The following is a 25,333-nucleotide window of genomic DNA, read 5'->3' as shown; positions in this document are numbered from 1 at the left end:
CCGCACCAGGCTGCACGTCGGGTTCCGGAGTATCCCTACTCCGGAACCCGCCCCTCCTCGGATTCGGGACGATCCGTCAACACCTGGCCGATGAACAGGTCGTAGACCACGGCACCGACCACGGCACCGATGAGCGGGCCCACGATGGGAATCCAGAAGTAGAAGTCGAACCATTCGTGACTTCCGGGAAAGGCCAGATCACCCCAGCCTGCGAGGTAGGTCCACAGTCGGGGCCCGAAGTCACGAGCGGGATTGATCGCATACCCGGCATTGGGGCCGAACGTCAGACCGATCACGGTGACGACCATGCCGATCAAGAAAGGCCCGATATTGGAACCGGGTGCCATGTTGCGGCTGTCGATCAGGGCGAAGATGAGGCCGACGAGGATCGCGGTGCCGACGATCTGATCCAGCAGCGGCCCCCACCACGATCCGCCGAAGTAGTCGGCGGGAAAGGTGGCGAAGATGGCGAAGGTGTCCAAGGACTCCGACCGCACGACACCGGATGTCCGGTTGAACGCGTTGATGGCCGGAGCGTAGACCGCATACACCACTGCCGCGGCGAGGAAGGCTCCGACGACCTGGGCCAGCCAGTAGGGCACGACTTTGTACCACGGAAAGGCCCGCCGCAGCGCGAACGCGAGCGTGACCGCCGGATTGATGTGCGCGCCACTGATTCCACCCGCGACATAAACACCGAACACGACACCGAAACCCCAGCCCCATATGATGATCAGCCAGTTCGCGGGTCCGAATTCCGCTGCCTGCCGCCCGGACTCCGGCAGGGCGGCGACCGCGACGGCGACCGAACCACAGCCGAGCAGAACCAGGGTGAACGTTCCCAATATCTCCGCGAGTACCTCGCCCCCGAGCCCGCGCCGGAAACGCCAGTGGGAACGGGAAGGAGCTTCGGTCGTAGCCATCGATCCTCCTTACTCCCGGCCTGCACGGGAAGGCATCACCGGATCGGCTACCGGTATCGCGAGCGTAGCCGAGGAGAAGGAGAGATGCCGGTTGTGCGGTGGTCTTAGTGGCCGCACGGATTGAGGCCGGCTGACCGGCTGTGTGCGGTCATTTCGGCAAGCGGCGTCAGCCGCTTCCTTGTCACGTATGCAGCCGACACCGCCGCGGGTTCTCGCCGCACAGCCTCGCGAGGACAGTCCCGACGTGATGTAGTGACTACCTGATGTCGGGACTCCCGCAGCGAGGCGCAGCCGGAGGTTCCGCCACCCGCACCCCTACGCAAACCAATCCGCGGACCCCCTTAGCACCGGGAACGTGAACCACCGCCGGGTCGAGCACGGCGACACGGGTCGTGGAGCTCAGCCGCGTCGGGCCCCGGGGCGCTGATTCTCGGGAAGGCGACATGCCGGAGTGGCGAAGGACAGGTGCTGACGATTCGCCGAAACCCGGCGGTACACCCCATCGACGACCGTACGAATCCCGGGTGCGGCAAGCACTCTTCCGAGCACCTTCCACGGTCCGCGGCAGTGCTTCAGCAGCTCCGCCACGGCCATCCCGCCGCCGAACACGTGCCCTGCCGAGTCGACCCAGAGCACCTCGTGCCGCGCTCGCTCCTCGGTGGTGCGCAGAGCGGTCAGGTCCTCCTCCTGCCACGGCGCAAGCCGTACCCGCACGGGCAAGCGCTCCACGAGCCGGGCACTGCCCGTACAGAAACCGCAGTCGCCGTCATACACCAGGACGGGGAGTTCGGGCCGCCCCGAACCGTCGGACATGGAGATCACCTCGCCACCAGTGTCCTGCGTCTCCGGGCTGCTCGCGCGTCAGTCGAGGTCGTCGTGGCGCATGAGCTGGCGCCCGGCCTCGGTCAACGACCCGGACAGGGCCGGGTACACCGAGAAGGTGTTCGCCAGATCCTCCACGGTGACCTGGTTCTGCACCGACAGCGCCAGCGGCAGGATCAATTCGCTGGCATTCGGTGCGACCACCACACCACCGACGACGACACCGGTCGCCGGGCGGCAGAACACCTTGAGGAATCCCCGGCGCACGCCCTCCATCTTGGCGCGGGGGTTCCCGGACAGCGGCAGCATCACGGTCCGGGCGGGTACCTCTCCCGACTCGATCGACTGCTGGCTGATACCGACCGTGGCGATCTCCGGGTGCGTGAAGACGTTCGCCGCCACCGTCTTCATTTTGATCGGGGTAACCCCTTCCCCGAGGGCGTGCCACATCGCGATGCGTCCCTGCATCGCGGCCACCGAGGCCAGCGGCAGCACGCCGGTGCAGTCCCCGGCCGCGTACACGCCGGGAACATTCGTACGGGAGACCCGGTCCACCGGGATGTAGCCACCGCGTCCCGGCTCGATACCGACCCGTTCCAGGCCGATGTCGGAGGTGTTCGGTACCGAACCGACGGTCATCAGCGCATGGCTGGCCTCGATCCGCCTGCCATCGGCAACGTGGATCACCACCCCGGAGTCGGTGTGTTCCACCCGCTCGGCCCTGGCGTGCTTGACGACCTCGGTATTGCGTTCGGCGAAGACTTCCTCCAGCACGGCTGCCGCGTCGGCGTCCTCGTGGGGAAGCACCCGGTCGCGGCTGGAGACCAGCGTCACCTTCGCGCCCATCTGGGCGTACGCCGAGGCGAACTCGACACCGGTCACACCCGAGCCGATCACGGCCAGGTGCTCGGGAAGTTCCGGCAACTCGTAGAGCTGCCGCCAGGTCAGGACTCGCTCGCCATCGGGTTCGGCACCGGGCAGGATACGCGGTGTCGCACCGGTGGAGATCAGCACTTCGTCGGCGACCAGGTCCTCGTGGCCCCCTTCGGCGAGTTCCACTCGAATCGCGTGCTGGGCCAGCCCCTGTGCGGTATCGGCAAATCGAGCCCAACCACCGAGGATCCGCACCCCGGCCCGATGCACGCGGGAGCGGATATCGGCCGACTGGGCCAGCGCCAGCCCCTTGACCCTGCCGTGCACAACGGAACTGTCGACACCGACATCACCGTCGTCGGCACGGACCCCGAGCTCCTGCGCGTTGCGGAAGGAAGCGCGTGCACCCGCGGAGGCGATGAACGTCTTCGAGGGCACGCAGTCGTGGAGCACGCACGCTCCGCCCAGGCCCTCCGACTCGACAAGCGTGACGTCCGCCCCGTTCTGCGCTGCGACGAGGGCCGCCTCGTACCCTGCAGGCCCACCTCCCATGATGACGATGCGGGTCACTTCGCTGTCCTCCTTCAAGCGAGCCTTTTGGGCAACGGCTCAACCGTACGCCGCAACGAAGGAGCCGTGTCCGACCGGTGCTGCCGGATCGAGTGATCCTCGTTGCACACCCGGCCCGGTCCGCACCGACAAATCTCTCCATGGTCGTTATCCTGTGCGCGTGCCGCTTTATGCCGCCTACGGATCCAACATGGATCCGGCCCAGATGATGGAGCGAGCCCCGCACTCCCCGATCGCGGGAACGGGCTGGCTCATGGACTGGCGGTTGACCTTCGGCGGTGAGGACTACGGCTGGGAAGGTGCGCTCGCCACGATCGTCGAGCATGCCGGCTCCGAGGTGTTCACCGTGCTCTACGACGTCAACTCGGAGGACGAGCGCCGGCTCGACAGCTGGGAGGGCTGCGAGTTCGGGATGCACAAGAAGCTGCGCCTGCGGGTGCACACTCTCGACGGGCCGGTCCTGACCTGGATGTACGTCCTCGACGCCTACGAGGGTGGGCTACCGTCGGCACGCTATCTCGGCGTGGTCGCCGATGCCGCCGAAGCTGCCGGAGCACCGGCCGACTACGTCGAAAAGCTTCGTGCCCGCCCCTGCACCAAGATCGGGCCGTAACCGCGCGAAAGTCGGCGTCGGGTCTCTTCACTCCTTCCTTTCAGGGCGCTCCCGTTCGCTCCTTTCAGGGCACTCCTGTTCGCTGCTTGCGGGGCCTGTTGCCACCGGCAATACCGCGTACCGCTCCGAGCGGTCCACTGTCCCGCGCGAGTGCGAGCACGGCGGCGGCCTGTTTGGTTCCCCTGCGATCGACTCTGCGGCCCAGCCGCTCGGCGATCCGTCCCCGCAGGCGTTCGACCCCGCCCGTATCGAGCCCGCCGAACGCCTGCTTCAAGCAGTCCAGAGCCATCTTCCGCGACCCGGTGCACAGCAGGTCGGTCAACGCGATGTCGAGCGCGTGCGTCCGGAGACCGTCGAGCTCGACCACATCGGACTCGCCGATCCTTCCCTGATGCACCACGAGGCCGGGGCGCGAACGTGGCTGCCGGTCGTAGGGCACCGTGACATGGACGGGCGTCCCCGCCGCGGCCGAGCACCCGTGCATGGCCACTGCCGTCGGTCCGGACAGCACCGAGTGGGGCCCGGCCCGCAGCAGCGCTGCCGCCGCCTGCACCGCGGGGTCGTGGACCCGCCGGCCGGAAACCACCACTCCCTCCCACAGCTCCACCCACTCCCCGGTGGCCAGTGCCTCCCGGAACTCGCCGGCCCCGAACAGAAGCACGGCGTCCGGGCGGGAAAGCACAGGGGGTGGCCCCGCGCTTGCCGGTACCGTCCCGGCCGGAGACGCTTCGGGAGAGGCCTGCTCCGCCCCGGCCGCAGCCGGGCCTCCGGCGGGGCGGGAAGGGGCGTGGTGATCGGAGGCGGGGCGCGCGTTCAAAGCGGTCATGCTTTCAAGAGGGCACCATCCCGCTCGGCGGATTCACCCCGATCAGGTGAAACTGACTTCACCGCTGGGTACGGCCTCGCCGTTCTGGTCGTTCAGAGCGGCCAGGGCCGCGTGGACCATCGTCCGGATACCGGCAGGCAGAGCCCGCTCGTCCAGGTCGAAACTCGGTTGGTGCAGGTCGGCGGTCCCTCCTCCTGCGCGGGACGAGACCCCGAGCCGCCCGAACGACCCCGGCACGTGTTCCAGATACCAGCCGAAGTCCTCTCCCCCGGAGGACTGCGGTGTTTCGGCCAGAGCCTGCTCCCCGAGTGCCGTGGCCACTCCCGCACGCAGCAGATGAGTGCTGGCGGCGTCATTGACCACCGGCGGCACGCCACGGCGATGATTCAGGTCGTAGCCGACGCCGAGGGGCGCCAGCAGAGCCTGGACGAGCTCGTGCACGAGCGGCCCGAGTTCGGCCCAGGTGTCGCGATCGCCTGTCCGCAGTGTTCCCCGGAGGAGCCCGTCCTGCGGGATGGCGTTCGGTGCCTCACCCGCGTGCACCGCCCCCCAAGCGAGGACCGTTCCGGTACGCGGGTCGACCCGGCGCGACAGCAACTCCGGCAGTCCGGTGATCACCGTTCCCAAGGCATGTACGAGATCGCCGGTCAGGTGCGGCCGGGAAGTGTGCCCCCCGGAGGAGTTCAGTTGGATCTCGAGCAGGTCGCTGGCCGAGGTCAACGGACCGACCTTGGTGCCGACCCGCCCCACGGGGAGGCGCGGGTCGCAGTGCAGACCGAAAATCCGCTCCACGCCGTCGAGCCCGCCTGCGGCCAACACGTCCAGCGCTCCTCCGGGCATCACTTCCTCGGCGTGCTGGAATATCAGGCGGACACGGCCGGGCAGGTGCGGCGCCGTCGTCAATGCCAGCGCGGTGCCCAGCAGGATCGTGGTGTGCGCGTCATGGCCGCAGGCATGCGCTACGCCCTCCACCGTGGAGGCGAAGTCGAGTTCGGTGTCCTCGGTCAGCGGAAGGGCGTCGATATCCGCGCGCAAGGCGACCGTGCGCTGTGGGCGGTGCGTCTCGGGACCGATATCGCAGACCAGCCCGGTCCCTCCGGGCAGGGTACGCGGCCGCAGCCCCGCACCGCGAAGCTTCTCGGCCAGGAAAGTCGTGGTCGCGTGCTCGGAGCGGGACAGTTCCGGATGAGCATGGATGTGTCTGCGCCAGTCCCGCACTTGATGTGCATGGGCGGTGATCCACGAATCCAGCCACGCGGGTCCGCGTCCGGCACCGAGGTCGACAGGCCCGGAGCCCGCCGTCGCGGTCACCGCGGCACCGGTGCCCGGTTCGCCGGAGGGGTCGGCATCGGAGCCCGCCTCCGGGGTGGTCGCTCCATCGAGCACCGCAACTCCGGCAGACCTGCCGGACCCGCGCTCGGAGTCCGTTCCGCCGGAGAGGTCCCCGTCGGCGGAGCCCCGCTGAGCGGACTTCCGATCACCGGCCGGGTCCCCACTGCGGGGGTTCGAACCACGAGAATCCAACACGGTCACGTCACGCCTCCCGACGCGAGATACTCCTTCGATGGTCGCCGCGCACCGGCCTCGGATCTGCGCCGGAGCACGGCCAGCAGACGGGCACGCTGCTCGTCGTCCCCGGCAGCGGCGACCACCGTCTCGGCCATGGCCAACGCGCCGTCGAGTACCGCACGATCGGCCGAAGCGGACACGCACGCCGCAGCGAACTCCGCCTGGTGGTTCACCGCGGTACCGCAGTCCACGGCGATCATCGGATGTATGGCGGGCACCTCGTGGGTCACATTGCCCATGTCGGTGCTGCCGATGGTCCGCTCGCGTTCCACCGCCCGATCGAGCGGCTGCCGACCGATCTCGACGATCGCCGAGCGATACGCCTCCGACAACCACTCGTCACAGGCCAGCTCGGCGTACATCGGCGACACCTGCACGACCTCGTGATCACACCCGGTCGCCGTCGCCCCGGCTTCGAAGCAGGCCCGGATGCGGTTCTCCAAGCGCTGCAGGGAAACGCTGTCGGCGGCACGCAGGTTGTGGACCGCCGCGGTGTGTGCGGGAACGATGTTCGGCGCCGCGCCACCTGTTGTCACGATACCGTGCACCATCTGGCGTTGCTCGAGGTGCTGCCTGAGCAGCCCGATCGAGACCTGTGCGACCGTCAGGGCGTCGGCGGCGTTCACTCCCAGTTCGGGCGCCGCGGCAGCATGGGCGGCGCGGCCGGTGTAGCGCACTTCCAGGTCGGTGATCGCCAGCGAACGCGGTGCACAGATGTCGGTGGGACCGGGATGCACCATCAGCGCCAGGGCGACGTCGTCGAACACACCGCGCTCGAGCATCACGACCTTTCCGCCGCCGGTCTCCTCCGCCGGAGTACCGATCACCCGGATGGTCAGGTCGAGCTCGTCGGCCACCTCCGCCAGCGCCAGGGCACTTCCCGCAGCGGAGGCCGCGATGATGTTGTGCCCACAGGCATGTCCGACCTCCGGCAGCGCGTCGTACTCCGCGCAGAGCCCGACCACGAGATCGCCCGAACCGTAGTCGGCGGTGAACGCGGTATCGAGACCTGCAACCCCGGAACGCACCTCGAAACCGTGCTCTGCCAGCAACTCGGTGATCTTGTCCGCACTGCGGTACTCGGCGAAGCTGAGTTCCGGCTCCGCGTGGATGCTGCGGGACAACCCGAGCAGTTCGTGCTCGTGGCGCTGCACCGCCCTCCGGCACACGTCACGGAGGGCCGCGCCGGTGCATTGCCGGTGGGGACGTTGGTGGGCAGCAGTACTCACTTGCCCCATCCTGCAACACCGGGTGGCATCGAAGCCCTCCCGGCCGGGACGGGATAGCTCGCCGGTACTCGCGCTGCGCTGAACGGCAGGAACGATTCAGCCGGGCCGAATACGGGAACCCACATCGGAATGGGCGTTTCACGCCCACCCTTACCCGGGGGTCAGGGTGTGGGCCGGCACCGGTCGGGGGGCTTCCCGGAGCCGGCCCACGTCTGGGGGCCTGTGGCCCGGAGCGAACGCTCCAGTCGCATCACGCGCACCACATGTCGCATCGGCGACACTGCCCACGTGATCCGCACTGGTGGTGAAAATCCCACAGCTTCGGCTTCAGGTCCAGCCATATCCGGGAGAAAACTTGCTTGCGATGTCGCCGGTACCGACCATCCGGTCTGTTTTTCCGGCGAACCCCTCAGCCGCGTTTCCGCCAGCTGAGTCCGAAGTACGGCTTACCGCGCAACTTCCGCATCAGGAAGACGAGCATGATCAGGGCCGCGCCGGCAGCGCCGATCGTGTAGCGCTGGTTCTCCTCGAGGGAGCCTCGGGAGGGCTCGTCTCCGGCAGACGGCGGTTCGGCAGCGGGCTGCTCACCGGTGGGCGGCGCGGACTGCGCGCGGACCACCGCCGTCGCCGAAGCGGGCGGGACGGCCGTGGCGGCGGGAGCAAGCATGCACAACGATCCGAGCACCAGGGCAGCGAGCATGCACAGCGCCTGCCTCATGATGGAGCCACCACCTTTTTCGTACCGGGTCCTCCGCAGCGGTGCGAAAGCAGGACACAGCGGCTCGGGAAGACCCGGACCCGCCATCGCCGACCCGCAGGACTTCCCATTCGATCACATTCCGTACTGCCCGTAACGGGCTGTGGCAAAGTTCGCCCGGATCGGAGTATCGACCTCCTCCGTGCTTTCCTGCACTCGCGAGGAACGCGGCTGCCAACCCACCGGTAGGTCCCCGGTGAGGGCCCACGCCGCCTGGCGAGCGGCCCCGAAAGCCACGTGCTCCCCCGGATCGGGAATCTCGACCGGCACATCGAACAGCATGGGAGCAACGGCTCGGACAGCTCTCGACGATGCGGCGCCCCCGATCAGCAGCACTCGGCCGACGGCGACACCAACAGAGCGCAGCGCGTCGACCCCATCGGCCAATCCGCACAGCATGCCTTCGACTGCCGCCCTGGCCATGTTGGCGCCGGTCATGTTTCCGGTACGCAGGCCGAGGAGGGTCCCGGCGGCCTCCGGGAGGTTGGGGGTGCGCTCGCCCTCCAGATACGGCAGCAGCACCAGGCCCTCGGCACCCGCGGGCGCTTGCAGGGCGAGATCGTCGAGTCCGGTCAGGTCGGTGTCGAGCATCCGAGCCGTCGCGGTGAGCACGCGTGCGGCGTTCAACGTGGCCACCAGCGGCAGGAAGCGGCCGGTGGCGTCGCAGAATCCAGCCACGGTCCCGGTGGAATCTGTCGTGGGACGGTCCGTCACGGCGAACGTGGTTCCCGAGGTTCCCAGGGACACCACCACATCCCCGGGCTCGAGTTCCAGCCCGAGTGCGGCGGCCATGTTGTCCCCGGTACCCGGGCCGAGCACGGCACCGGAGGGGGTCCGGCCCGCGGCCTGGCCCGCTTCCAGCAGCCGGGGCAGTTCCGGTCGGCGGCCACCGAAGGACTCGGCGAGCAACTCCGGTAGCCACTGCCCGCCCACCGGTGAGAAATAACCGGTCCCGGAGGCGTCACCGCGATCGGTGGCAACGGCTGTGGCCCGATCGCCGAGCTGCCAGGTGAGCCAGTCGTGCGGAAGCAGGACACGGGCCACCCGATCGGCGTGCTGCGGCTCGTGCTCGGCCAACCAGGCGAGCTTGGTGACCGTGAAACTGGCAACCGGCACACTGCCGGTGCGTTCGGCCCAGGACCGCGCCCCGTCTCGCTCGATCAGGGCCCGCGCCTGCTCGGCCGACCGCGTGTCGTTCCACAACAGGGCCGGGCGGATCACCTCGCCCGCGCTGTCGAGCACCACCATGCCGTGCTGCTGGCCGGCGACGGACATCGCCGCGACGGGCTCGGTCAGGTCCGCGGTGGCCTCGGCGATCGCCCGGCGGCAGGCCGACCACCACGACCACGGGTCCACCTCGGTGCCGTGGGGATGCGCCGCCCTCCCGGAGGCCACCACCGCACCGGTGTCGGTATCGACCGCAAGCACCTTGCAGGCCTGAGTGGAGCTGTCGATTCCGAGCACGATCGCCATACCGACCGAGTCAACCACGCACAAGCAACCGGCGGCAGCCTCTTACCGGACGAATCGAGTGACGCGGACCGGGCGAAACGGCCCCGGGACGACACACGAAAACGCGGTGTTCCCGGCCGAAACCGGGAACACCGCGTTACCGCACGACAGAGGAGATGGCGTGCGACACCATTCCGGTAGCGCTGCGCAATGACCGAAAAATCACATCACGCGCGCACCGGTGTCAGTTTCCGCTCGGTGTGGACGAATCGTCCTTCCCACCGGATTCCTGCTGCGCTTCGGAGCCGGACTCCTCGGAGCGAGCTCCGGTCGAGACCGGCGTGCGGCTGTAGCTCGCGCGCATGCCACTCATCGGGCCGGGCTCCGGGGCAGTCGGCTCCAACTGCTCCTGCGACAGTGCCTTGGCCAGACCGAGGCACATCAGCAGCAGCACGATGCAGAACGGCAGACCCGTCACGATCGAGGCGGCCTGCAACCCGCTGAGCGCGTCCGCACCGGTGACGGCACCGGCGGCCAGCAGCACGGCGGCGATGACACCTTCGATGAGCGCCCAGAACAGTCGCTGCTGCCACTTCGGATTCGGATCCCCGCCGTTGGTGAGGATGTCGACCACCAGCGAACCGGAGTCCGAGGAGGTGGCGAAGAACAGCGTCACGGCGAGGATGGCCATCACGGAGGCGATCATCGCGAAAATGTCGCCGACCGGCAGTTGTTCGATCAGCACGAACATCGCGGTTTCCGCGCTCGCATCGGCGAGCTGGTTCTCCGGATTGGCCAGCAGCCGCTGCAGCGCCGAGTTGCCGAAGATGCTCAGCCACACGAACGAGGCACCGACCGGTGCGAACAGGGCACCGGCGATGAAGTTGCGGATCGTGCGGCCGTAGGAAATGCGGGCGATGAACATCCCGACGAACGGCGACCACGCGATCCACCAGGCCCAGTAGAACAGCGTCCAGCCCGACTGCCATTCCTGGGCGGTGCCGTTGCCACCGTTCGGGAAGGTCTGGAAACTCAGCTCCGGCAGGTTCTGCAGGTAATAGCCGATGTTGGAGGCCAGCAGGTTCAGCAGATCCAGCGAGTGTCCGAAGAAGAACACGAACAACATCAGCGCGAAGGCGATCCACAGGTTGATCAGCGACAGGTTGCGGATGCCCTTGTCGATCCCGGCCATCACCGACACGACGGCGACCGCGGTGATCAGGAGAATGATGGCGACCTGCAGGTACGCGTTGTTCTCGACGCCGAACAGCGTCTCCAGACCGGCACCGACCTGCTTCCCGCCGATCCCCAGCGAGGTGGCCAGGCCGAACAGGGTGCCGAACACCGCGAGGATGTCGACGGTATTGCCCATCCAACCGTAGATGCGATTACCGATCAGGGGGTACAGCGCCGCGGCCGGCCGCAACGGCAACCCCTTGCGGAAGGCGAAGTAGCCGAGCGCGAGCCCCAGGGCGATGTAGATGGCCCACGGGTGCACGCCCCAGTGGAAGAACGTGAAGTTCATCGCCCGCTGAGCCGCCTCTTCGGTACCCGGCTGGCCGACGGGCGGATTGGCGAAGTGGTACACCGGCTCGCTGACCGCGTAGAACACGAGCCCGATGCCCATACCGGCCGTGAACAGCATCGAGAACCACGCGAGCGTGCTGTACTCGGGTCGGGAGTCGTCCGGGCCGAGCCGGACCGTGCCGTAGCGGCTGAACATCAGCACCAGCGCGAAGAGCACGAAAAAGCTCGCCGAGAAGATGTAGAGCCACTCGAAATTCTTCGTGATGAAGCTGTTCGCCTGGCTGGAAACCTCGGAGACGCTGGACGGCGCGAGTACGCCCCACAGCACGAAAGCAATGACGACGATCGCCGATATGACGAACACCGGCGGATTCGTATGCTCCTTCAGATATCGAACCACAGAGTGTCACCTTCCCGGTGCGTACGGTCGTCAGAAACGCCGACCTGGCTGTGTGCGACGAAGGACCGTAAACGGTATGCTCCGGCACACACGTCGTTTTTCCAGTACGACTTGAATGTCACGGCGCTCGACCATAAGCGCCGGAGACGAGCACACGGAAACCGGGGCTTGAATCGATACACAGTTGAAACCTGAATCGGCGACGACTCGGTTTCAGCGGTGGTATTTCTCACTGTCGAGGCGCTGTCCCAGTTCGTCGATCACCAGGACATCCCGACGAATACTGTTCGCACGGTAGGCGGCGCGCCCGACGAGTTGAGCCAGCACCGGCGCGGTCAGCAACTGGAACAGCGCGACGAGGATCAGCCCCGAGGCATTGCGCAATTCCAGGTGCACAGCACTTCCGACGAGAATGAGGAGCAGCCCGAATGTCTGGGGTTTGGTCGCAGCCTGCAGGCGTGCGCCGACATCGGGAAAGCGCGCCAGCCCGATCGACCCGAGCAGACAGGACAGGGCGCCCGTGAGCAGACACACCGCGGAGAACACATCCAGGAACACATCCAGCAGGCTCACCGATACCGCTCCTTCTGCTCCACCAGACGTGCGGCGCTGATCGAACCGGTAAAGGCCAACAGCGCGAACGCCGCGGCCAGCGCGATGTTCGACCCGTCCGACCGCATTCCCATACCGACGGCGGTCGCGGCCACGATCAGGCTCACGAACACGTCGAGAGCGACGATCCGATCCAGCGTCGAGTGCCCCCGCAGCAGGCGCAGAACCGTCAGCAGCCCGGCCACGCACAGCAGGCCGAACGTGATGCCGAACACGATGCTCATCGCGATTCCCTCCCCGCAGACACGTGCGCATCCACCATGGTCACCTCGTCGGCGGAACCGACCGCGTGGACCACACGCCGTTCCCACGCCAGCACCTCGTGACGAATCGAGGCGGCATCCCCCTCACTCACTCCGAGCGTGTAGACGTAGCAGATCTGATTGGCACGGTCGATCTGGATGACGAACGTGCCGGGAGCCAGCGATACGGCATTGGCCACCATCGCGGTCAGGTGATCGGAATTCGTCACCAACTGCACCTCGACGATTCCCGCCCGGGTCTCCCGGCCGTAGCGCAATGCCTGCCAGGAAACCCGCACGCTCGAAATCACCATGTCCCAGGCCAGAAAACCCACGAGCCACAGGAACCGCCCCGGCCGCAGCACCATGTTGGTCGCGATCGGCGGTGTCGGAAACACCACGGCCACCCCCATCGCGATGACGATCCCGAAGAACACGGTGCCCACGTCATAGGTGCCCCACAGCATGACCCAGACCAGTACCAGCCAGGCCATCAGCGGGAACCTGCGTAGCAGGCGGGCGACCGGACGGCGCCTGCTGACGACGCGGTCGGCCCGGCGGCGCTCGACGGGGCCGCGCTCGTTCTCGGCACGGTCAGCCACCGGCACCACCCCCCAGTACCGCCGTGCGGTACGTCTCGCCGTGCATCAGGTCGACCGCCGCGCGCCCGCTGATGTCGGCCAGTGGTCCCGCGGCCACGGCGATCAGCACGCTCGTCGCCGCCAGAACACCCGAGGCCACCATCATCGCCGGAGACGTGGTGCCGGTTCCGACCACGAGTTCGTCGCTCGGGTCGGGGTCCCCGGCGGGCTCCTGAGGCCGCCCCCAGAACGCCCTGCTCCACACCCGGGCCACCGCGTACAGGGTCAGCAGGCTGGTCAGCACAGCTCCCCCGGCGACCCCGTAGGCCGCCCACGTCCCCGCGTCGACCCCGGCCTGCAGCAGCGCGAGCTTGGCAACGAAGCCGGAAAAGGGAGGCACCCCGGACAGGGTCAGCGCGGGAATCGAGAACAGAACGGCGACCAGGGGGGCGGCCTTGGCCAGACCCCCCATCCTGCTCAGGGCCACGGTTCCGGTATGTCGGGTGATCAGACCGCTGACCAGAAACAGCGTCGCCTGGACGGTGATGTGGTGCACCACATAGAGGATCACCCCGGTCAGTCCGGCAATGTCGTAGACACCGAGCCCGAACAGCATGTACCCGATGTGGCTGACCAGCAGGAAGGACAGCATGCGGTTGAGGTCGTCCTGCGCCAGCGCCCCCAGCGCACCGACGATCATGGTGAGCAGTGCGATCGCCAGCATCAGCTGCCAGGTCGATTCGTGCTGGAAAACCAGCGTCTGCGTGCGGATCATCGCGTAGATGCCGACCTTGGTCAGCAGGCCCGCGAAGACGGCGGTGATCGGCGCGGGCGCGTTCGGGTAGCTGTCCGGCAACCAGAAGTGCAGCGGCACCATCGCGGCCTTGACCCCGAACACGATCGTCATGAGCAATCCCAGCGAGCTCTGCAGCCCGTCCGGCAGTTCGCTCACTCGCTGCGCCAGATCGGCCAGGTTGACCGTGCCGGTGGCGGCATAGACCAGCGCGATCACGGTCAGGAACAGGATCGACGAGGTCAGGCTGACGATCGTGTAGGTCATCCCGGGACGTACCCGGGTGGCCGTGGTGCGCCGGGTGATCAGCACATACGACGACGAGAGCATGATCTCGAAGGCGACGAACAGGTTGAACAGGTCGCCGGTGAGGTAGGCCAGCGACACCCCCGCACACAACATCAGGTAGATCGGGTGGAACGTGGTGCTGGACGTGCCGCGCCCGTAGTCGGCGACGCGCTGCCCGATCGAGTAGATCAGCACCGCGAAGGTCACCACCGACGACACGAGCAGCAGCAGCGCCGCCAGCCGGTCCGCGATCAGCGTGATCCCCAGGGGGGCCGGCCAGCCACCCAGCTGCAGGACGATCGGGCCGTGCACATCGGCGACGTAGAGCAGCAACGCCGCATTCACGATGATCGCGCCGAGCACCACGAGGCCGAGCACGCGTTGGATATCGGCGAAGCGGCCGAAGGCCAGGGACAGGCCCGCCGCCATCAGCGGCAGGAGCACCGGCAGGGCCACCAGAGCGGTCACTGCGTGGCCTCCGTTTCCATCTCCTCCTCGTCCTCCTCGGACTCGGCGAGCCTGCGCTCCAGCCTGCGGATCCTGCGGTCCTCGAGGTCGTCGCGCACCTCGTCGTGTCCCAGCAGCAGCCAGGCCCGGTAGGCGAGAGCGAGCAGGAACGTGGTCAGGGCGAAGGTGATGACCACGGCAGTCAACGCCATGGCCTGGGGAAAGGGGTCGGTCATCATCGCGGGGGCGGCGTCCCCTACCATGGGGGGCCTACCCGGCGGCCCCCCGGCCAGTTGCAGCATCAGGTTGGCGCCGTGCCCGAGGATCACGATGCCGAGCAGGATGCGCATCAGCGACCGCTGCAGGATCAAGTAGAAGCCCCCGGCATACAACCCTCCGAGCAGGATGGCCATCGTCAGGTTCACGGTGCTCACCGTTACCTCCTTTCGACCGCGGCCACATCGGCCTCGATGGCCGAGCCGAGCGTGCGCAGCAGGTCGAGGACCACCCCGAGGATCAGCAGGTACACGCCGATGTCGAGAAACAGGCTGGTGACGATTTTGATCTGTCCCAGCATGGGGACGGTGAATGTGTAGATGGCGCTTTCCAGCACCGTTCCGCCGAACGCCAGGGGGACGAGGCTGATGAACGTGGCGATGGTCAGGCCGACCCCGATGAGCACCGGTGGTTGCAAGGATACGGTGGAGCTGCTGTCCATTCGCCCTCCCGCGAGGTAGCGCAGCACGAACGCCTGCCCGGCGACCAGTCCACCGCTGAACCCTCCGCCGGTGTGCTCGTGCCCGGCGAACAGCAGGTAGAGCGAGAACACGAGCACGGTGGGAAACAGGATCCGGGCGGCGAGCTCGAGGAGTATCTTGCGCTCCCGCCGGTCCCGGGTGTATCCGGACAGCAACCATCGCTCGCTCGGTGTGTCCCAGGTGGTCCATGCCTCCTGCTCTCCGGGCGACTGCGATTCGGTTTCGGTCATTCGCGCACCTCCTCCTGTCGCGGATCCCTGCCCTGCGGATCCTCACCGGTCCCCGGCCGAATCGGTCCCGCAGCGCCGGCGTTCCCCGGTGCTGCGGACTCGTCCGCTGCGGACCGCTCTGTGATGGGAAGGGAGCCGCGCCGGCGTCGGCGTTCGTGGCGCGAGGTCAGGATCAGGCTGGCGACTCCGGTCGCGGCGACCGCGAGCACCGAGATCTCCCCGATGGTGTCGAACGCGCGGAAGTCCACGATGATCGCGTTGACCACGTTCGTCGCCCCCGCGCCCTGCTCGGCGCGGGCGATGTACTGCTCGCTGACCCCCGACGGGGTCTGCCGGGCCGAACTGAAGATCATCGACGCGAAAGCCATGAACACGCCCCCGCCGACCGCGATGAGCATCTTCACCCACCGCAGGCCCGGCGCCGGATCCGACTGGGTGAACCGCACGGGAAGCCGGCGCAGGACGAACACGAATGCCACCAGCGTGAGCGTTTCCACCAGGAACTGCGTCAGCGCCAGGTCGGGCGCACCGTCGATGATGAAAATCCCGCCGATGCCGTAGCCAATCACGCCGACGAGCAGCACAGCGGTCAGGCGTCGCCTCGCTCGCACCACACCGGCCACGGCGATCAGGATCGCGATCGCCAGTGGCACCTGCAGGATCCGGTCCCACGCCCGGAACTGCTCGATGGGGGTGGACCGGGTCAGCAGTGCCGTCCCCGACACGGCGAGGACGGTGAGCAGGATGATGCCCAGGTAGGTCGGCAGTGAACCGGCCTGGACCCGCCCGGTCACGCCCACGGCCACTCGTTCCAGCAGCGCCATGCTGCGTTCGTAGGCGCGCTGCGCGTTCAGCGGATTCACCAGTCTCCCGCGCACGCGCGTGATCGGCGTGCGTGCCGCGTGCACGACCAGACCACCGGCCAGCGCGATCAGCGAGCACAGCAATGCCAGGTTCAGCCCGTGCCACAGCGCGAGGTGATACGGATCGGTACCGGCCTCGAACACGGCCGCGTAAGCGGCACTGAGCTCGTCGACGGCGGGATAGACGACCCCCAGCACGACACCGGCGAGCGCCGGTACCGCGGCAGGCAGGAGCAGCCCGGCACCCGGTGCGTGCGCCGCGGTGGCGGGGATGCCGGGTTTGTTCGCGAAGGCCCCCCACAGCAGTCGCGCGCTGTAGCCGACGGTGAACACCGAACCGAGCACGAGCCCGGCCGCGATCGCCGCTTGCCCGGCACCGCCGTGCAGGAACACCTCGAAAGCGGCTTCCTTGCCCAGGAATCCCAGCGTCGGCGGCAGACCCGCCATCGAGGCCGCTGCCGGCACCGCGATCACCACAAGCCACGGCAATCGCCTGCCGAGGCCGGACAGTTCCCGGATGTCGCGGCTACCGGCCTCGTGATCGACGATGCCGACGACGAGGAAGAGCGCCGACTTGAACAGGCCGTGGGCCAGCAGCATGGCCGTGCCTGCCACCGCGCCGGTGTGCGTCCCGGCGCCGACGAGCACCATCACGAAACCGAGCTGGCTGACGGTGCCGTAGGCGAGCAGTATCTTCAGGTCGTATTCGTGCAGCGCGCGCCACCCGGCGACGATCATCGTGAGCAGACCGAACACGGCGGTCAGTACCGGCCAGGCCACCACCCCCGCGAACACCGGAGTCAGCCTCGCCACGAGGAACACGCCCGCTTTGACCATCGAAGCGGCGTGCAGGTAAGCACTGACGGGTGTCGGTGCCACCATGGCGGCGGGCAACCAGTTGTGGAAGGGCAGTTGCGCAGACTTGGTGAACGCCCCGATCAGGATCAGCACCGCGGCAGCGGCCATGGCACCGCCGCCGGGCGGGTCCGCCACCAGCTCGGAGATCCGGTAGGTCCCGGCGGCCTCGCCGAGCACGACGAAACCGAGCAGCATCACCAGGCCGCCGAAGATGGTGACCACCAGCGCCTGCATCGCCGAACGGCGCTGCTCGCGGCTGATACCGGACTGCCCGACCAGCAGGAACGAGCAGATCGTGGTCAGCTCCCAGAAGACGTACACCAGCAGGAGATCGTCGGCCAGCACCAGCCCGAGCATCACCCCGGCGAAGGCCAGCAACAGGGGCGCCGAACGTCTCCCGTCCGCACTGCCGGGACCGAAGTAGCCGGGGCAGTACAGCAGCACCAGCACACCGATTCCGGAAACGAGCACCGTCATCAGCAGGGCGAGCGGATCCAGCCGGAAGGTGATCTCCAGCCCGAGCCGGGGAGCCCACGCCAGCGACTCGACGATCTCCTGCCCGCCGAGAACCGCCCCGGCGTGGCCCAATGTCCAGACCAGCGCGGCCGCGGGCGGCAATGCCGCCACCGTGAAGGCGGCACGTGTGTTGCGTGCGGCCACCCACGGCAGTGCCAGCGCCACCAGCAGGTGCGAGACGACCAGCGCGAGCAAGAGCACCTCCTGGCAACCGGCACGAAAGCGGTCGGCGAACGGATCCGAAAGTGCCGGACGACCGGGACGGTTCGTCACCCACACCGACGCGGCCACAACACACTGCGCCTACCGCCTCCCCAGGGCGATGCGGTGGCCACGGCACTTCACACGAGCATCCCGACCGGTGGGTGCTCGCCCCCGGCTGCCCCGCCGGGCGGTCGAACTCCCGCTCGATCTCGGGGTCCGCTGGGGACGTCCGGCACGGTCCGAGTGACGCCCAACTTATCCGAAACGTTCCGCAGACACACATCTCCTCGATGCGGCAGGCGAGCGATCCCCGAGCCGGGCAGAGACCATTTTCGCTGCATCGAAAGAACATGAGCCACCCATGCTTTCACCGGGTCGATCGAGTGAGGTGGGAAACTTCACGTCCGGTAACGCGCTCGCGTCACTCATTGTGCCCGGGGGCGACGAAGCGTGTTCGACCGGCCTCGGCGCCGTGGGTCACAATGGAGCCATGGTCACCCCGCTCGAAGGGCTTCGGCGCTTGGAAGCCGCCGCGGAGTCCGGTGAGCTCGCCGACGTCCACGACGACGACTTCGATACCGAGGAGCAGTAGACGTGACAGCAGGAGGCCGGTGACACGGTGGATGACGACAGCGTGTCCGATCCACAGGGGCAACCCTCACACGAGGAGCCGCCGGAAGACTCCTCGCACCCGGACATCGGGCGGCTGATCGCCGACCGGTACCGGCTGGAGGCCCGGCTCGGCGGCGGTGCGATGGGCACCGTCTGGTCCGGCACGGACGAGTTGCTCCGCAGGCCGGTGGCCGTCAAAGCGGTGCGGCTTCCTCCCGGCATGCCCGAACGCGACGCCGAGGAACTCCGCGAACGCACGTTGCGGGAGGCCCGGGCCATTGCCGTGGTCTCCCATCCGAACGTCGTGACGCTGTACGACGTGGCCCGGGACGACGGTGATCCGTTCGTCGTCATGGAACTGGTGCCCTCGCAGAGCCTCGCGGTGGTCCTGCGCGAGCACGGCCCGCTCGACGAGAGGCAACTCGCCACCATCACCGACAGCGTGGCCTCCGCACTGGAAACCGCGCACCGGTCCGGGATCATCCACCGCGACATCAAGCCGGGCAACGTGCTGCTCGGCGAGTACGGCAATATCAAGATCAGCGACTTCGGGATCTCCCGCAACCTGTCCGAGGCGACCCTGACCCGTACCGGGATCATGCTGGGCACACCGGCTTTCATCGCACCGGAGGTCGCAGCCGGTGAGTCGGTCGGTGTCGCTGCCGACCTGTGGGGGCTCGGCGCCACGCTGTTCGCCGCTTCGGAGGGGCATCCGCCCTACGACGAGGACGGCAATCCGATGGCCACCGTGTCCGCGGTGGTGCGCGGGCCGGTGCCCGAACCCACTCGCACGGGCCCGATCGGTGAGATCATCACCGCCCTCATGGTCAAGGACCCGCACCGGCGGATGTCCCTGCCCGACGTGCGCCGCCACGTGCAATCCCTGCTGCCACCTCCGGGCAGTCAACCGTTCGGAGAGCTGATCGCACCGGAAGTGCCCACCGTGCGTGTACGCACACCGACGGCCACCGCGCCGGCCCAGTGGGACAAGCCGGATCGGCAGGGACGGGAAGAACGGCAGGAAGCGCCGGAACGGGAACCGTCCGGCTCCGCACAGCAGGCTCCGGAGGACCACTCCCCCGCACGGCTGGCTGCCGATCCCGGTCCGCTGCCGTTCGCCCTCCGCGAGCCCACACCCCCGCGGCGGTCACCGTGGTCGGTTGTGGCTCTGATGGTCGGCATGCTCCTGGTCTTCGCGCTCGCGGTGGGAGCGGGCTTCGCAGCAAGCCGCACCTGGGCGGGGCGGACGATCCTGCCCACCTCCACCACTCCCACGACACAGCCGGATCCGCGGCCCCGGCTGGTGCCGTACGTCGACCGGGCCCGGCATCCCGGCGACAGCGGTGAAGGCCGGTTCAGGATCACCATGCCGGAGGGCTGGACCGTCTTCCACGGCTACCGCAGCGGCCCGCCCACCCGCAGCATGACCGTCCACATCGTTTCCCCCGACGGCCGGACGGCGCTGGCGGTTCAGCGCTTCGGCGGTTACTACACCCGGGGATACACCACTCAGGGGTATCTGAACGCTCTCCCGGAGATCACCAAGGGCCCGGAAGGGACCTTCCGCCTCACCATCAGCAGACAGGTGCGCCCGTCGGCCGGCACGGGCAGCGATCGGTACCTGTCGTACGAGTCGGTGACGAGAGGAGTCCTGCCCAGTGCGAACTCCGCAGCGCACCGGACGACGTTCGCCCGATTGATGCCCCGATCCGGCGATCTGTGGATCGTGCGCGCCACAGTCCCCAGCGACCGGGCTTCCCGGGGAAAGGCCCTGTTCGACAGGGTGCTTCCCGGTTTCGAGCCGCTACCGTGAGGCCGATTCGTTAGGCTGGCTACCCGTGATGCCTTCGACACCCTCCGACGCTTCCGACCCCGCCGCGGCCGCAGGAGCGGCAGCGGGAACCCTCGCCGAACTCACCGGAGCGGCCCAGCACGATCTCGCCGTGGTCCTCGGTTCGGGATGGCGCCCCGCGGCCGAGGAACTCGGCACCCCGACCGCGGAGCTGAGCATGTCCGACCTGCCCGGCTTTCCCGCGCCCGGCGCCGTCGGACACAGCGGCAAGGTCTGGTCCGTCTCGGTCGGTGGCAAGCAGGTGCTCGTGCTGCTCGGTCGCTCCCACCTGTACGAGGGCGGCGGAGTGGAGAAGGTGGTCCACGGGGTGCGCACGGCCGCTGCGGCCGGTTGCGAGACCGTTGTGCTCACCAATGCCGCCGGGGGCCTGCGTGAGGGGATGCAGGTCGGCCAGCCGGTGCTCATCGGCGACCACCTGAACATGACCACCTGGTCCCCGCTGGTCGGGGCCCGCTTCACCGATCTCACCGACCTCTACGCGCAACGCCTGCGGGACATCGCCCGCGACATCGATCCCTCGCTCGAAGAGGGTGTGTACGCGGGAATGTCGGGGCCGCACTTCGAGACGCCCGCCGAGATCCGCATGCTGCGCACGCTCGGTGCCGACCTCGTCGGCATGTCCACCGTGCAGGAGGCCATCGCCGCGCGCGCAGCCGGGGCCGAGGTGTTCGGCCTGTCGCTGGTGACCAACCTCGCCGCCGGGATCACCGGTGAACCGCTGAATCACCAGGAGGTCCTGGAAGCGGGCAAAGCCTCGGCCGCTCGCATGGGCAAACTCCTGCGTGCCCTGATCGAGCGAATGTGAGCATCGCCGGCCGGGAATCGGGAAGCGTCCACACGACGACAGCGGCACCCCCTCCCGCACTATCGTGATCGAGGTTCGTATGCAGCACTCACTCGACCCGCACCTTCGTGATGCCGCCCGCCGGTGGATCGCCGACGACCCCGACCCGGATTCCCGCGCCGAATTGCAGGGCGTTCTCGAATCGGCCGTGGCCGGCTCGCCCGAGTCCCTCGTGGATCTCGACGATCGCATGTCGACGTCGCTGACGTTCGGCACGGCAGGCCTGCGCGGGCCCGTGCGCGCCGGTCCGAACGGGATGAACCGCGCGGTCGTCATACGCACCACCGCAGGACTGGCTGCGTGGCTGTCCGAGCGGGGAAGCAGTGGTGGGGTGGTCGTCGTCGGCCGCGACGCCCGGCACGGCTCGCAGCAGTTCGCCGAGGACACCGCTGCCGTGCTGGCCGCAGCGGGATTCGAGGTACGCATGCTCGCCGAGCCGCTGCCGACACCGATCCTGGCCCACGCCACGCGCTCGCTCGGCGCGGTGGCGGGCGTGCAGATCACCGCATCCCACAACCCCCCGGGGGACAACGGCTACAAGGTCTACCTGCACGGAGGGACCCAGCTCGTCGATCCCGCCGACACCGAGATCGAAACCGCGATCGCCGGAGCGGAGGCGGCGACCTCGATCCCTCGCGAGCATTCCTGGGCATGGCAGGACACCGCACTGAACGATTACCTGGCCCGGGTGGCCTGCCTGCCGCGCGGAGCGAGCCGGAACCTGCGGATCGCGGCCACCGCCCTGCACGGTGTCGGGGCACAGCCGCTGCGGTATGCCTTGCATCTGGTGGGTTTCACCGAGGTGTACCTGGTCGACTCGCAAGCCGAGCCCGACGCCGATTTTCCGACGGTCGGTTTTCCCAATCCGGAAGAACCGGGTGCCACCGACGCGCTGCTCGACCTGGCGGCGGAGATCGATGCGGACATCGCCGTAGCGCTGGATCCCGACGCCGACCGGTGCGCGCTCGGCATCCCCGCCGGGGAAGGCACCTGGCGGATGTTGCGAGGAGACGAGACCGGCGTGCTGCTCGGGGAATACGTACTGTCCACCCTGGACAGAAAGGCGCATCCGGACCCGCTGGTGGCCACCACGATCGTCTCCGCCACCATGCTGCGGGAAATCGCTTCCGAGCATCATGCCCGCTACGACGAGACACTCACCGGGTTCAAGTGGCTCGTGCGCTCGGGAGGTGGTTCCGGCAGAGGGCTGGTCTACGCCTACGAGGAAGCGCTCGGGCATTGCGTGGACCCCGATCACGTCCGTGACAAGGACGGCATCTCCGCCGCCGTGCTGGCCTGCGACCTGGCCGCCACCGACAAAACCTCCGGGCGGAGCCTGCAGGACAGGCTCGACGCTCTCGCGATCAAGCACGGCGTGCACGAGACCGGGCAGGTCTCGATCCGCGTCACCGACCCCGGCAGGATCGGTGAGGCGATGCGACGCCTGCGAACCGACCCCCCGCAGGAGTTCGTGGGCGTGCCCGTGCAACTCCACGACCGGTTGCCGGACTCCGACATTCTGGTGTTCCACGGGCAGGCATCCCCTGGCTCCGCCCCGGGCGCCGCCACCGGGCACAACAACCTCCGGGTGGTCGTGCGTCCGTCCGGTACCGAACCCAAAATCAAGTGCTACCTGCAGGTCGTCGAAAGTGTCCCGGCCCCCGGCGGCCGCAGTGAACTCGACGCCGCCGTACAGCGGGCACGCACCTTCATGTCCGAATTGGACAGTTCTGTCCGGGCGCTGGTGGACAACCGGGAAAATCCGGCGGAAGACAGCAACGACACCGCCCACGGGCATTAAACTCGGTGGCGATGCCGAGACTGCTGATCGTGCACCACACACCGTCGCCGGGCATGCAGGCGATGTTCGAGAAGGTCGTCGAAGGGGCTACCACCGATGAGATCGAAGACGTCGAGGTGGTTCGGTGCGCCGCACTGTCGGCCACCGCGAGCGACGTACTGGCCGCGGACGGTTACCTGCTCGGCACCCCGGCCAACCTGGGCTACATCTCGGGTGCGTTGAAGCACTTCTTCGACCAGATCTATTACCCCTGCCTGGATTCCACCGGTGGGCGACCGTACGGACTCTACGTGCACGGCAACGAAGGCACCGAGGGGGCGCTCAAGGCCGTCCGCTCCATCACCTCCGGGCTGGGCTGGAAAGCCGCGGCCGAGCCCGTCACCCATTCCGGGCAGCCGGACTCGCAGGCCCTGGAGTCCTGCTGGGAACTCGGGGCCACCCTCGCCGCCAACCTGATGCCGTAGGGACGGGGCTCGGGAAACGTGCGCAGGTGGCTACCGAACCACCGTGCCGGCCGACGCCGTGCCGCGTTGCCGACCACATCGACACAGCAGACCACCGGCACCGGTGCGCCACCCCCTCGGCCACCGCCGACACGGGCGGTCACCCATCTCGTCACTTTCCGCAGTACAGGCAGAGTTCGGGCTTGCGAGTAAAGCAATAGTGGGAGACGCTGTCACAGTGAGTGAGGAAACGATCGAACTCGAACTCGATGATTCCGGCGTCTCCGTGGACCTTCCCCAGCCCAGCGGCGACAGGGACCGAGTTCAGGGTGTTCCCTACCGGCCGGTCGAGTTTCGGGATGACAATCTCCCGGCCGCACTGGAACGATCCGCCGTCTGGCTACGTCGGACCCAGGAATGGCTGGGAGAGCCCGTGGACGTCATCGCCGTCCACCTCGACTACGACGATCGCCAGGGTCAGCCCTATTACGACCTGAAACTGCTGTGCAACGAGGAGGATCTGGCGGGAGCGCCGGTGGCGATACGCAAGGCAGCGGCCGAGCACAGCGCCGACTGATACAACGCCGACCGATTTCGCCGCACGACACGCGGCGAAATCGGTCCCTCCGCAACAGTCAGAACCAGGTGCTGCGTCCCTTCCACTCCGTGGCCCGGCGCAGCACCTGGACGGCACCGTCGAGCAACACTCCTCCGAACAGAGCATTGGTGAACGGCGCCAGCGGCGCCAGAGAAGTCCCGGCGCGCATGACCCGCGCCGTGCGGGTATGGGCGGCCCCCTGTGCAGCCCAGCCCGCGAGCCCGACCGCCACCAGCAGCGGCCGGCGATGGCGCACTCCGGCCAGCGCCGCAGCCGGTGCGGACAGCGACAGCGCGACCTGGCCGAGCCCACCACCGAGCAGGACCGGCAGCGATCCTTGGGTGCCTGCGACGAAACTCTTGCGGAACGACACCCAGCCCTGACCGAACGGATCCATGCCGCTGGTGGTCACATGGTCCAGCCCGTCGATGATTCGGGTGGTACCACCGTGGTCCCGCACGGAGGTCGCGATGGCGACATCCTCGTTGCGTCTGCTCGCGAGGGCCGACCAGCCTCCCACCTTCTCGTAGTGGGAACGCCGCAGCAGGATGCAGTGGCCAATGGCGAAAGCCTTACGTCCCCGACCGGCCGGATCGGCGTTCTCCCCGATCATCTGCAGACCGGCGGGCATCAGCACCGGCCAGCTCGCGGAATGCTCGGCGGGCGGACCTCCCGGTGTGGAAACCAGGTCGGCGTCGGCCCGCTCGGCCGTCTCCAGCAACCTGGACAGCAACTCGGGCGCGAGCACGGTGTCGGCATCGACGAACAGCAACCACTCCCCGGGTTCGGGTTGCCCCGCGGCCTCGACACCGACGTGCATGGCGTGGACCTTGCCGCTCCACCCGGGAGGCGGTCCCTCGCTGCGCACCACTCGAACGCGCGGGTCCGCCTCCGCGTGAGCCCGCGCGATGTCGCCGGTGGCGTCGGTCGAACCGTCGTCCACCACCATGATGCGCAGTGTGGGGTCGTGCCCGGACGGTTCTGCAGAACCACCACCGCGGGAGGCGTAGGTCTGCGACCGGAGCCCACGCAGGCACTCGTCCAGTACGGCCTCCTCGTTGCGGGCCGGAACGACGACGGTGACGGTCGGCGGCAGCACGGTGGTGGATGGTGCTTCGTGCAGCGGAAGAATGGTGCGTGCCTTGCGGATCGTGCGCACGCTGCGGTAGACGGATCCGAGGACCGCAGCGCCCAGCACAGCATTCCGGAGGCCTGTGTGTCGTGAAGCCA

At 68.1% G+C, this 25,333-nt stretch carries 23 protein-coding genes; 6 read left to right on the top strand and 17 right to left on the bottom strand.

Going from position 1 to position 25,333, the window contains the following annotated elements:
* Positions 1-35 precede the first annotated feature (35 nt).
* From DFQ14_RS11940 to DFQ14_RS11930, 3 genes are all read right to left on the bottom strand, one after another.
* The gene (locus DFQ14_RS11940) at positions 36-923 is read right to left on the bottom strand and encodes an MIP/aquaporin family protein (RefSeq protein ID WP_114453286.1); all 888 of its coding nucleotides are present in this window, start codon (positions 921-923) and stop codon (positions 36-38) included.
* Positions 924-1,322: 399 nt separating this feature from the next.
* A complete protein-coding gene (locus tag DFQ14_RS11935) occupies positions 1,323-1,736 on the bottom strand; it encodes a thiol-disulfide oxidoreductase DCC family protein (protein WP_114453345.1) in 414 nt (137 codons plus the stop codon).
* 48 nt (positions 1,737-1,784) lie between these two features.
* The gene (locus DFQ14_RS11930) at positions 1,785-3,188 is read right to left on the bottom strand and encodes an NAD(P)H-quinone dehydrogenase (RefSeq protein ID WP_114453285.1); all 1,404 of its coding nucleotides are present in this window, start codon (positions 3,186-3,188) and stop codon (positions 1,785-1,787) included.
* Between the two features lie 160 nt (positions 3,189-3,348).
* Between DFQ14_RS11930 and DFQ14_RS11925 the strand changes: the two genes are divergently transcribed.
* Entirely contained in the window at positions 3,349-3,801 is a 453-nt protein-coding gene (locus DFQ14_RS11925; RefSeq protein ID WP_114453344.1) for a gamma-glutamylcyclotransferase family protein, read from the top strand.
* Positions 3,802-3,865: 64 nt separating this feature from the next.
* Here the strand turns inward: DFQ14_RS11925 and DFQ14_RS11920 are convergent, their stop codons facing one another.
* From DFQ14_RS11920 to mbhE, 13 genes are all read right to left on the bottom strand, one after another.
* A complete protein-coding gene (locus DFQ14_RS11920; RefSeq protein ID WP_141921391.1) occupies positions 3,866-4,627 on the bottom strand; it encodes a hypothetical protein in 762 nt (253 codons plus the stop codon).
* Positions 4,628-4,669: 42 nt separating this feature from the next.
* Complete coding sequence (locus tag DFQ14_RS11915; RefSeq protein ID WP_179951560.1) at positions 4,670-6,013, bottom strand: M20 family metallopeptidase; 1,344 nt, start codon at positions 6,011-6,013, stop codon at positions 4,670-4,672.
* Between the two features lie 143 nt (positions 6,014-6,156).
* On the bottom strand, positions 6,157-7,434 hold the full coding sequence (locus DFQ14_RS11910; protein WP_114453283.1) for a M20 family metallopeptidase: 1,278 nt from the start codon (positions 7,432-7,434) through the stop codon (positions 6,157-6,159).
* A gap of 400 nt (positions 7,435-7,834) precedes the next feature.
* Positions 7,835-8,143: a hypothetical protein gene (locus DFQ14_RS11905; protein WP_114453282.1), complete on the bottom strand. Its 309-nt coding sequence runs from the start codon at positions 8,141-8,143 to the stop codon at positions 7,835-7,837.
* A 114-nt stretch (positions 8,144-8,257) separates the two neighbouring features.
* On the bottom strand, positions 8,258-9,655 hold the full coding sequence (gene xylB / locus DFQ14_RS11900; RefSeq protein WP_114453281.1) for a xylulokinase: 1,398 nt from the start codon (positions 9,653-9,655) through the stop codon (positions 8,258-8,260).
* 223 nt (positions 9,656-9,878) lie between these two features.
* Complete coding sequence (locus tag DFQ14_RS11895; protein ID WP_246195786.1) at positions 9,879-11,525, bottom strand: BCCT family transporter; 1,647 nt, start codon at positions 11,523-11,525, stop codon at positions 9,879-9,881.
* A gap of 249 nt (positions 11,526-11,774) precedes the next feature.
* On the bottom strand, positions 11,775-12,134 hold the full coding sequence (mnhG, locus tag DFQ14_RS11890) for a monovalent cation/H(+) antiporter subunit G (RefSeq protein WP_246195787.1): 360 nt from the start codon (positions 12,132-12,134) through the stop codon (positions 11,775-11,777).
* Entirely contained in the window at positions 12,131-12,397 is a 267-nt protein-coding gene (locus DFQ14_RS11885) for an MrpF/PhaF family protein (RefSeq protein ID WP_114453279.1), read from the bottom strand. Before DFQ14_RS11885 ends, mnhG begins: the two co-directional genes overlap by 4 nt.
* Positions 12,394-13,017, bottom strand: coding sequence for a Na+/H+ antiporter subunit E (locus tag DFQ14_RS11880; protein WP_246195788.1), 624 nt, complete (start codon positions 13,015-13,017; stop codon positions 12,394-12,396). Before DFQ14_RS11880 ends, DFQ14_RS11885 begins: the two co-directional genes overlap by 4 nt.
* Positions 13,010-14,545, bottom strand: a complete 1,536-nt coding sequence (locus DFQ14_RS11875; protein ID WP_114453278.1) for a Na+/H+ antiporter subunit D — start codon at positions 14,543-14,545, stop codon at positions 13,010-13,012. The genes DFQ14_RS11880 and DFQ14_RS11875 overlap by 8 nt, the downstream gene beginning before the upstream one ends.
* Positions 14,542-14,937, bottom strand: coding sequence for a Na(+)/H(+) antiporter subunit C (locus tag DFQ14_RS11870; protein WP_114453340.1), 396 nt, complete (start codon positions 14,935-14,937; stop codon positions 14,542-14,544). Before DFQ14_RS11870 ends, DFQ14_RS11875 begins: the two co-directional genes overlap by 4 nt.
* A gap of 23 nt (positions 14,938-14,960) precedes the next feature.
* Positions 14,961-15,512: an MnhB domain-containing protein gene (locus DFQ14_RS11865; protein ID WP_114453277.1), complete on the bottom strand. Its 552-nt coding sequence runs from the start codon at positions 15,510-15,512 to the stop codon at positions 14,961-14,963.
* Positions 15,509-17,944 carry a hydrogen gas-evolving membrane-bound hydrogenase subunit E gene (mbhE, locus tag DFQ14_RS11860; RefSeq protein ID WP_114453339.1) on the bottom strand — a complete coding sequence of 812 codons (2,436 nt, stop codon included), beginning with the start codon at positions 17,942-17,944 and terminating at the stop codon, positions 15,509-15,511. Before mbhE ends, DFQ14_RS11865 begins: the two co-directional genes overlap by 4 nt.
* A 715-nt stretch (positions 17,945-18,659) precedes the next feature.
* Here mbhE and DFQ14_RS11850 point away from each other — a divergent pair.
* The 5 genes from DFQ14_RS11850 to DFQ14_RS11830 all read left to right on the top strand — a co-directional run bounded on the left by DFQ14_RS11850 (position 18,660) and on the right by DFQ14_RS11830 (position 24,082).
* Positions 18,660-20,378 carry a serine/threonine-protein kinase gene (locus DFQ14_RS11850; RefSeq protein ID WP_476702819.1) on the top strand — a complete coding sequence of 573 codons (1,719 nt, stop codon included), beginning with the start codon at positions 18,660-18,662 and terminating at the stop codon, positions 20,376-20,378.
* Between the two features lie 28 nt (positions 20,379-20,406).
* Positions 20,407-21,222: a purine-nucleoside phosphorylase gene (locus DFQ14_RS11845; protein WP_114453275.1), complete on the top strand. Its 816-nt coding sequence runs from the start codon at positions 20,407-20,409 to the stop codon at positions 21,220-21,222.
* A 79-nt stretch (positions 21,223-21,301) separates the two neighbouring features.
* Positions 21,302-23,062, top strand: coding sequence for a phospho-sugar mutase (locus tag DFQ14_RS11840; protein WP_114453274.1), 1,761 nt, complete (start codon positions 21,302-21,304; stop codon positions 23,060-23,062).
* An 11-nt stretch (positions 23,063-23,073) separates the two neighbouring features.
* On the top strand, positions 23,074-23,526 hold the full coding sequence (locus DFQ14_RS11835; protein ID WP_114453337.1) for a flavodoxin family protein: 453 nt from the start codon (positions 23,074-23,076) through the stop codon (positions 23,524-23,526).
* A gap of 217 nt (positions 23,527-23,743) precedes the next feature.
* Positions 23,744-24,082, top strand: a complete 339-nt coding sequence (locus DFQ14_RS11830) for a hypothetical protein (RefSeq protein WP_114453273.1) — start codon at positions 23,744-23,746, stop codon at positions 24,080-24,082.
* Positions 24,083-24,140: 58 nt separating this feature from the next.
* Here the strand turns inward: DFQ14_RS11830 and DFQ14_RS11825 are convergent, their stop codons facing one another.
* Positions 24,141-25,301 carry a glycosyltransferase family 2 protein gene (locus DFQ14_RS11825; RefSeq protein ID WP_246195791.1) on the bottom strand — a complete coding sequence of 387 codons (1,161 nt, stop codon included), beginning with the start codon at positions 25,299-25,301 and terminating at the stop codon, positions 24,141-24,143.
* Positions 25,302-25,333: the final 32 nt, after the last annotated feature.

This window comes from Halopolyspora algeriensis (assembly GCF_003337235.1).
Lineage (GTDB): Bacteria > Actinomycetota > Actinomycetes > Mycobacteriales > Pseudonocardiaceae > Haloactinomyces > Haloactinomyces algeriensis.
The sequence above is the reverse complement of the archived record's forward strand: the minus strand, read 5'-3'. Positions and strand labels throughout refer to the sequence as shown.

What these genes read in the sequence shown, in the direction of transcription:
- DFQ14_RS11940 (WP_114453286.1), bottom strand. Translation starts at nt 923, where the DNA reads ATGGCTACGACCGAAGCTCCTTCCCGTTCCCACTGGCGTTTCCGGCGC.
- DFQ14_RS11935 (WP_114453345.1), bottom strand. Translation starts at nt 1,736, where the DNA reads ATGTCCGACGGTTCGGGGCGGCCCGAACTCCCCGTCCTGGTGTATGAC.
- DFQ14_RS11920 (WP_141921391.1), bottom strand. Translation starts at nt 4,627, where the DNA reads ATGACCGCTTTGAACGCGCGCCCCGCCTCCGATCACCACGCCCCTTCC.
- DFQ14_RS11910 (WP_114453283.1), bottom strand. Translation starts at nt 7,434, where the DNA reads ATGGGGCAAGTGAGTACTGCTGCCCACCAACGTCCCCACCGGCAATGC.
- DFQ14_RS11905 (WP_114453282.1), bottom strand. Translation starts at nt 8,143, where the DNA reads ATGAGGCAGGCGCTGTGCATGCTCGCTGCCCTGGTGCTCGGATCGTTG.
- xylB (WP_114453281.1), bottom strand. Translation starts at nt 9,655, where the DNA reads ATGGCGATCGTGCTCGGAATCGACAGCTCCACTCAGGCCTGCAAGGTG.
- DFQ14_RS11885 (WP_114453279.1), bottom strand. Translation starts at nt 12,397, where the DNA reads ATGAGCATCGTGTTCGGCATCACGTTCGGCCTGCTGTGCGTGGCCGGG.
- DFQ14_RS11870 (WP_114453340.1), bottom strand. Translation starts at nt 14,937, where the DNA reads ATGGCCATCCTGCTCGGAGGGTTGTATGCCGGGGGCTTCTACTTGATC.
- DFQ14_RS11865 (WP_114453277.1), bottom strand. Translation starts at nt 15,512, where the DNA reads ATGACCGAAACCGAATCGCAGTCGCCCGGAGAGCAGGAGGCATGGACC.
- DFQ14_RS11845 (WP_114453275.1), top strand. Translation starts at nt 20,407, where the DNA reads ATGCCTTCGACACCCTCCGACGCTTCCGACCCCGCCGCGGCCGCAGGA.
- DFQ14_RS11840 (WP_114453274.1), top strand. Translation starts at nt 21,302, where the DNA reads ATGCAGCACTCACTCGACCCGCACCTTCGTGATGCCGCCCGCCGGTGG.
- DFQ14_RS11835 (WP_114453337.1), top strand. Translation starts at nt 23,074, where the DNA reads ATGCCGAGACTGCTGATCGTGCACCACACACCGTCGCCGGGCATGCAG.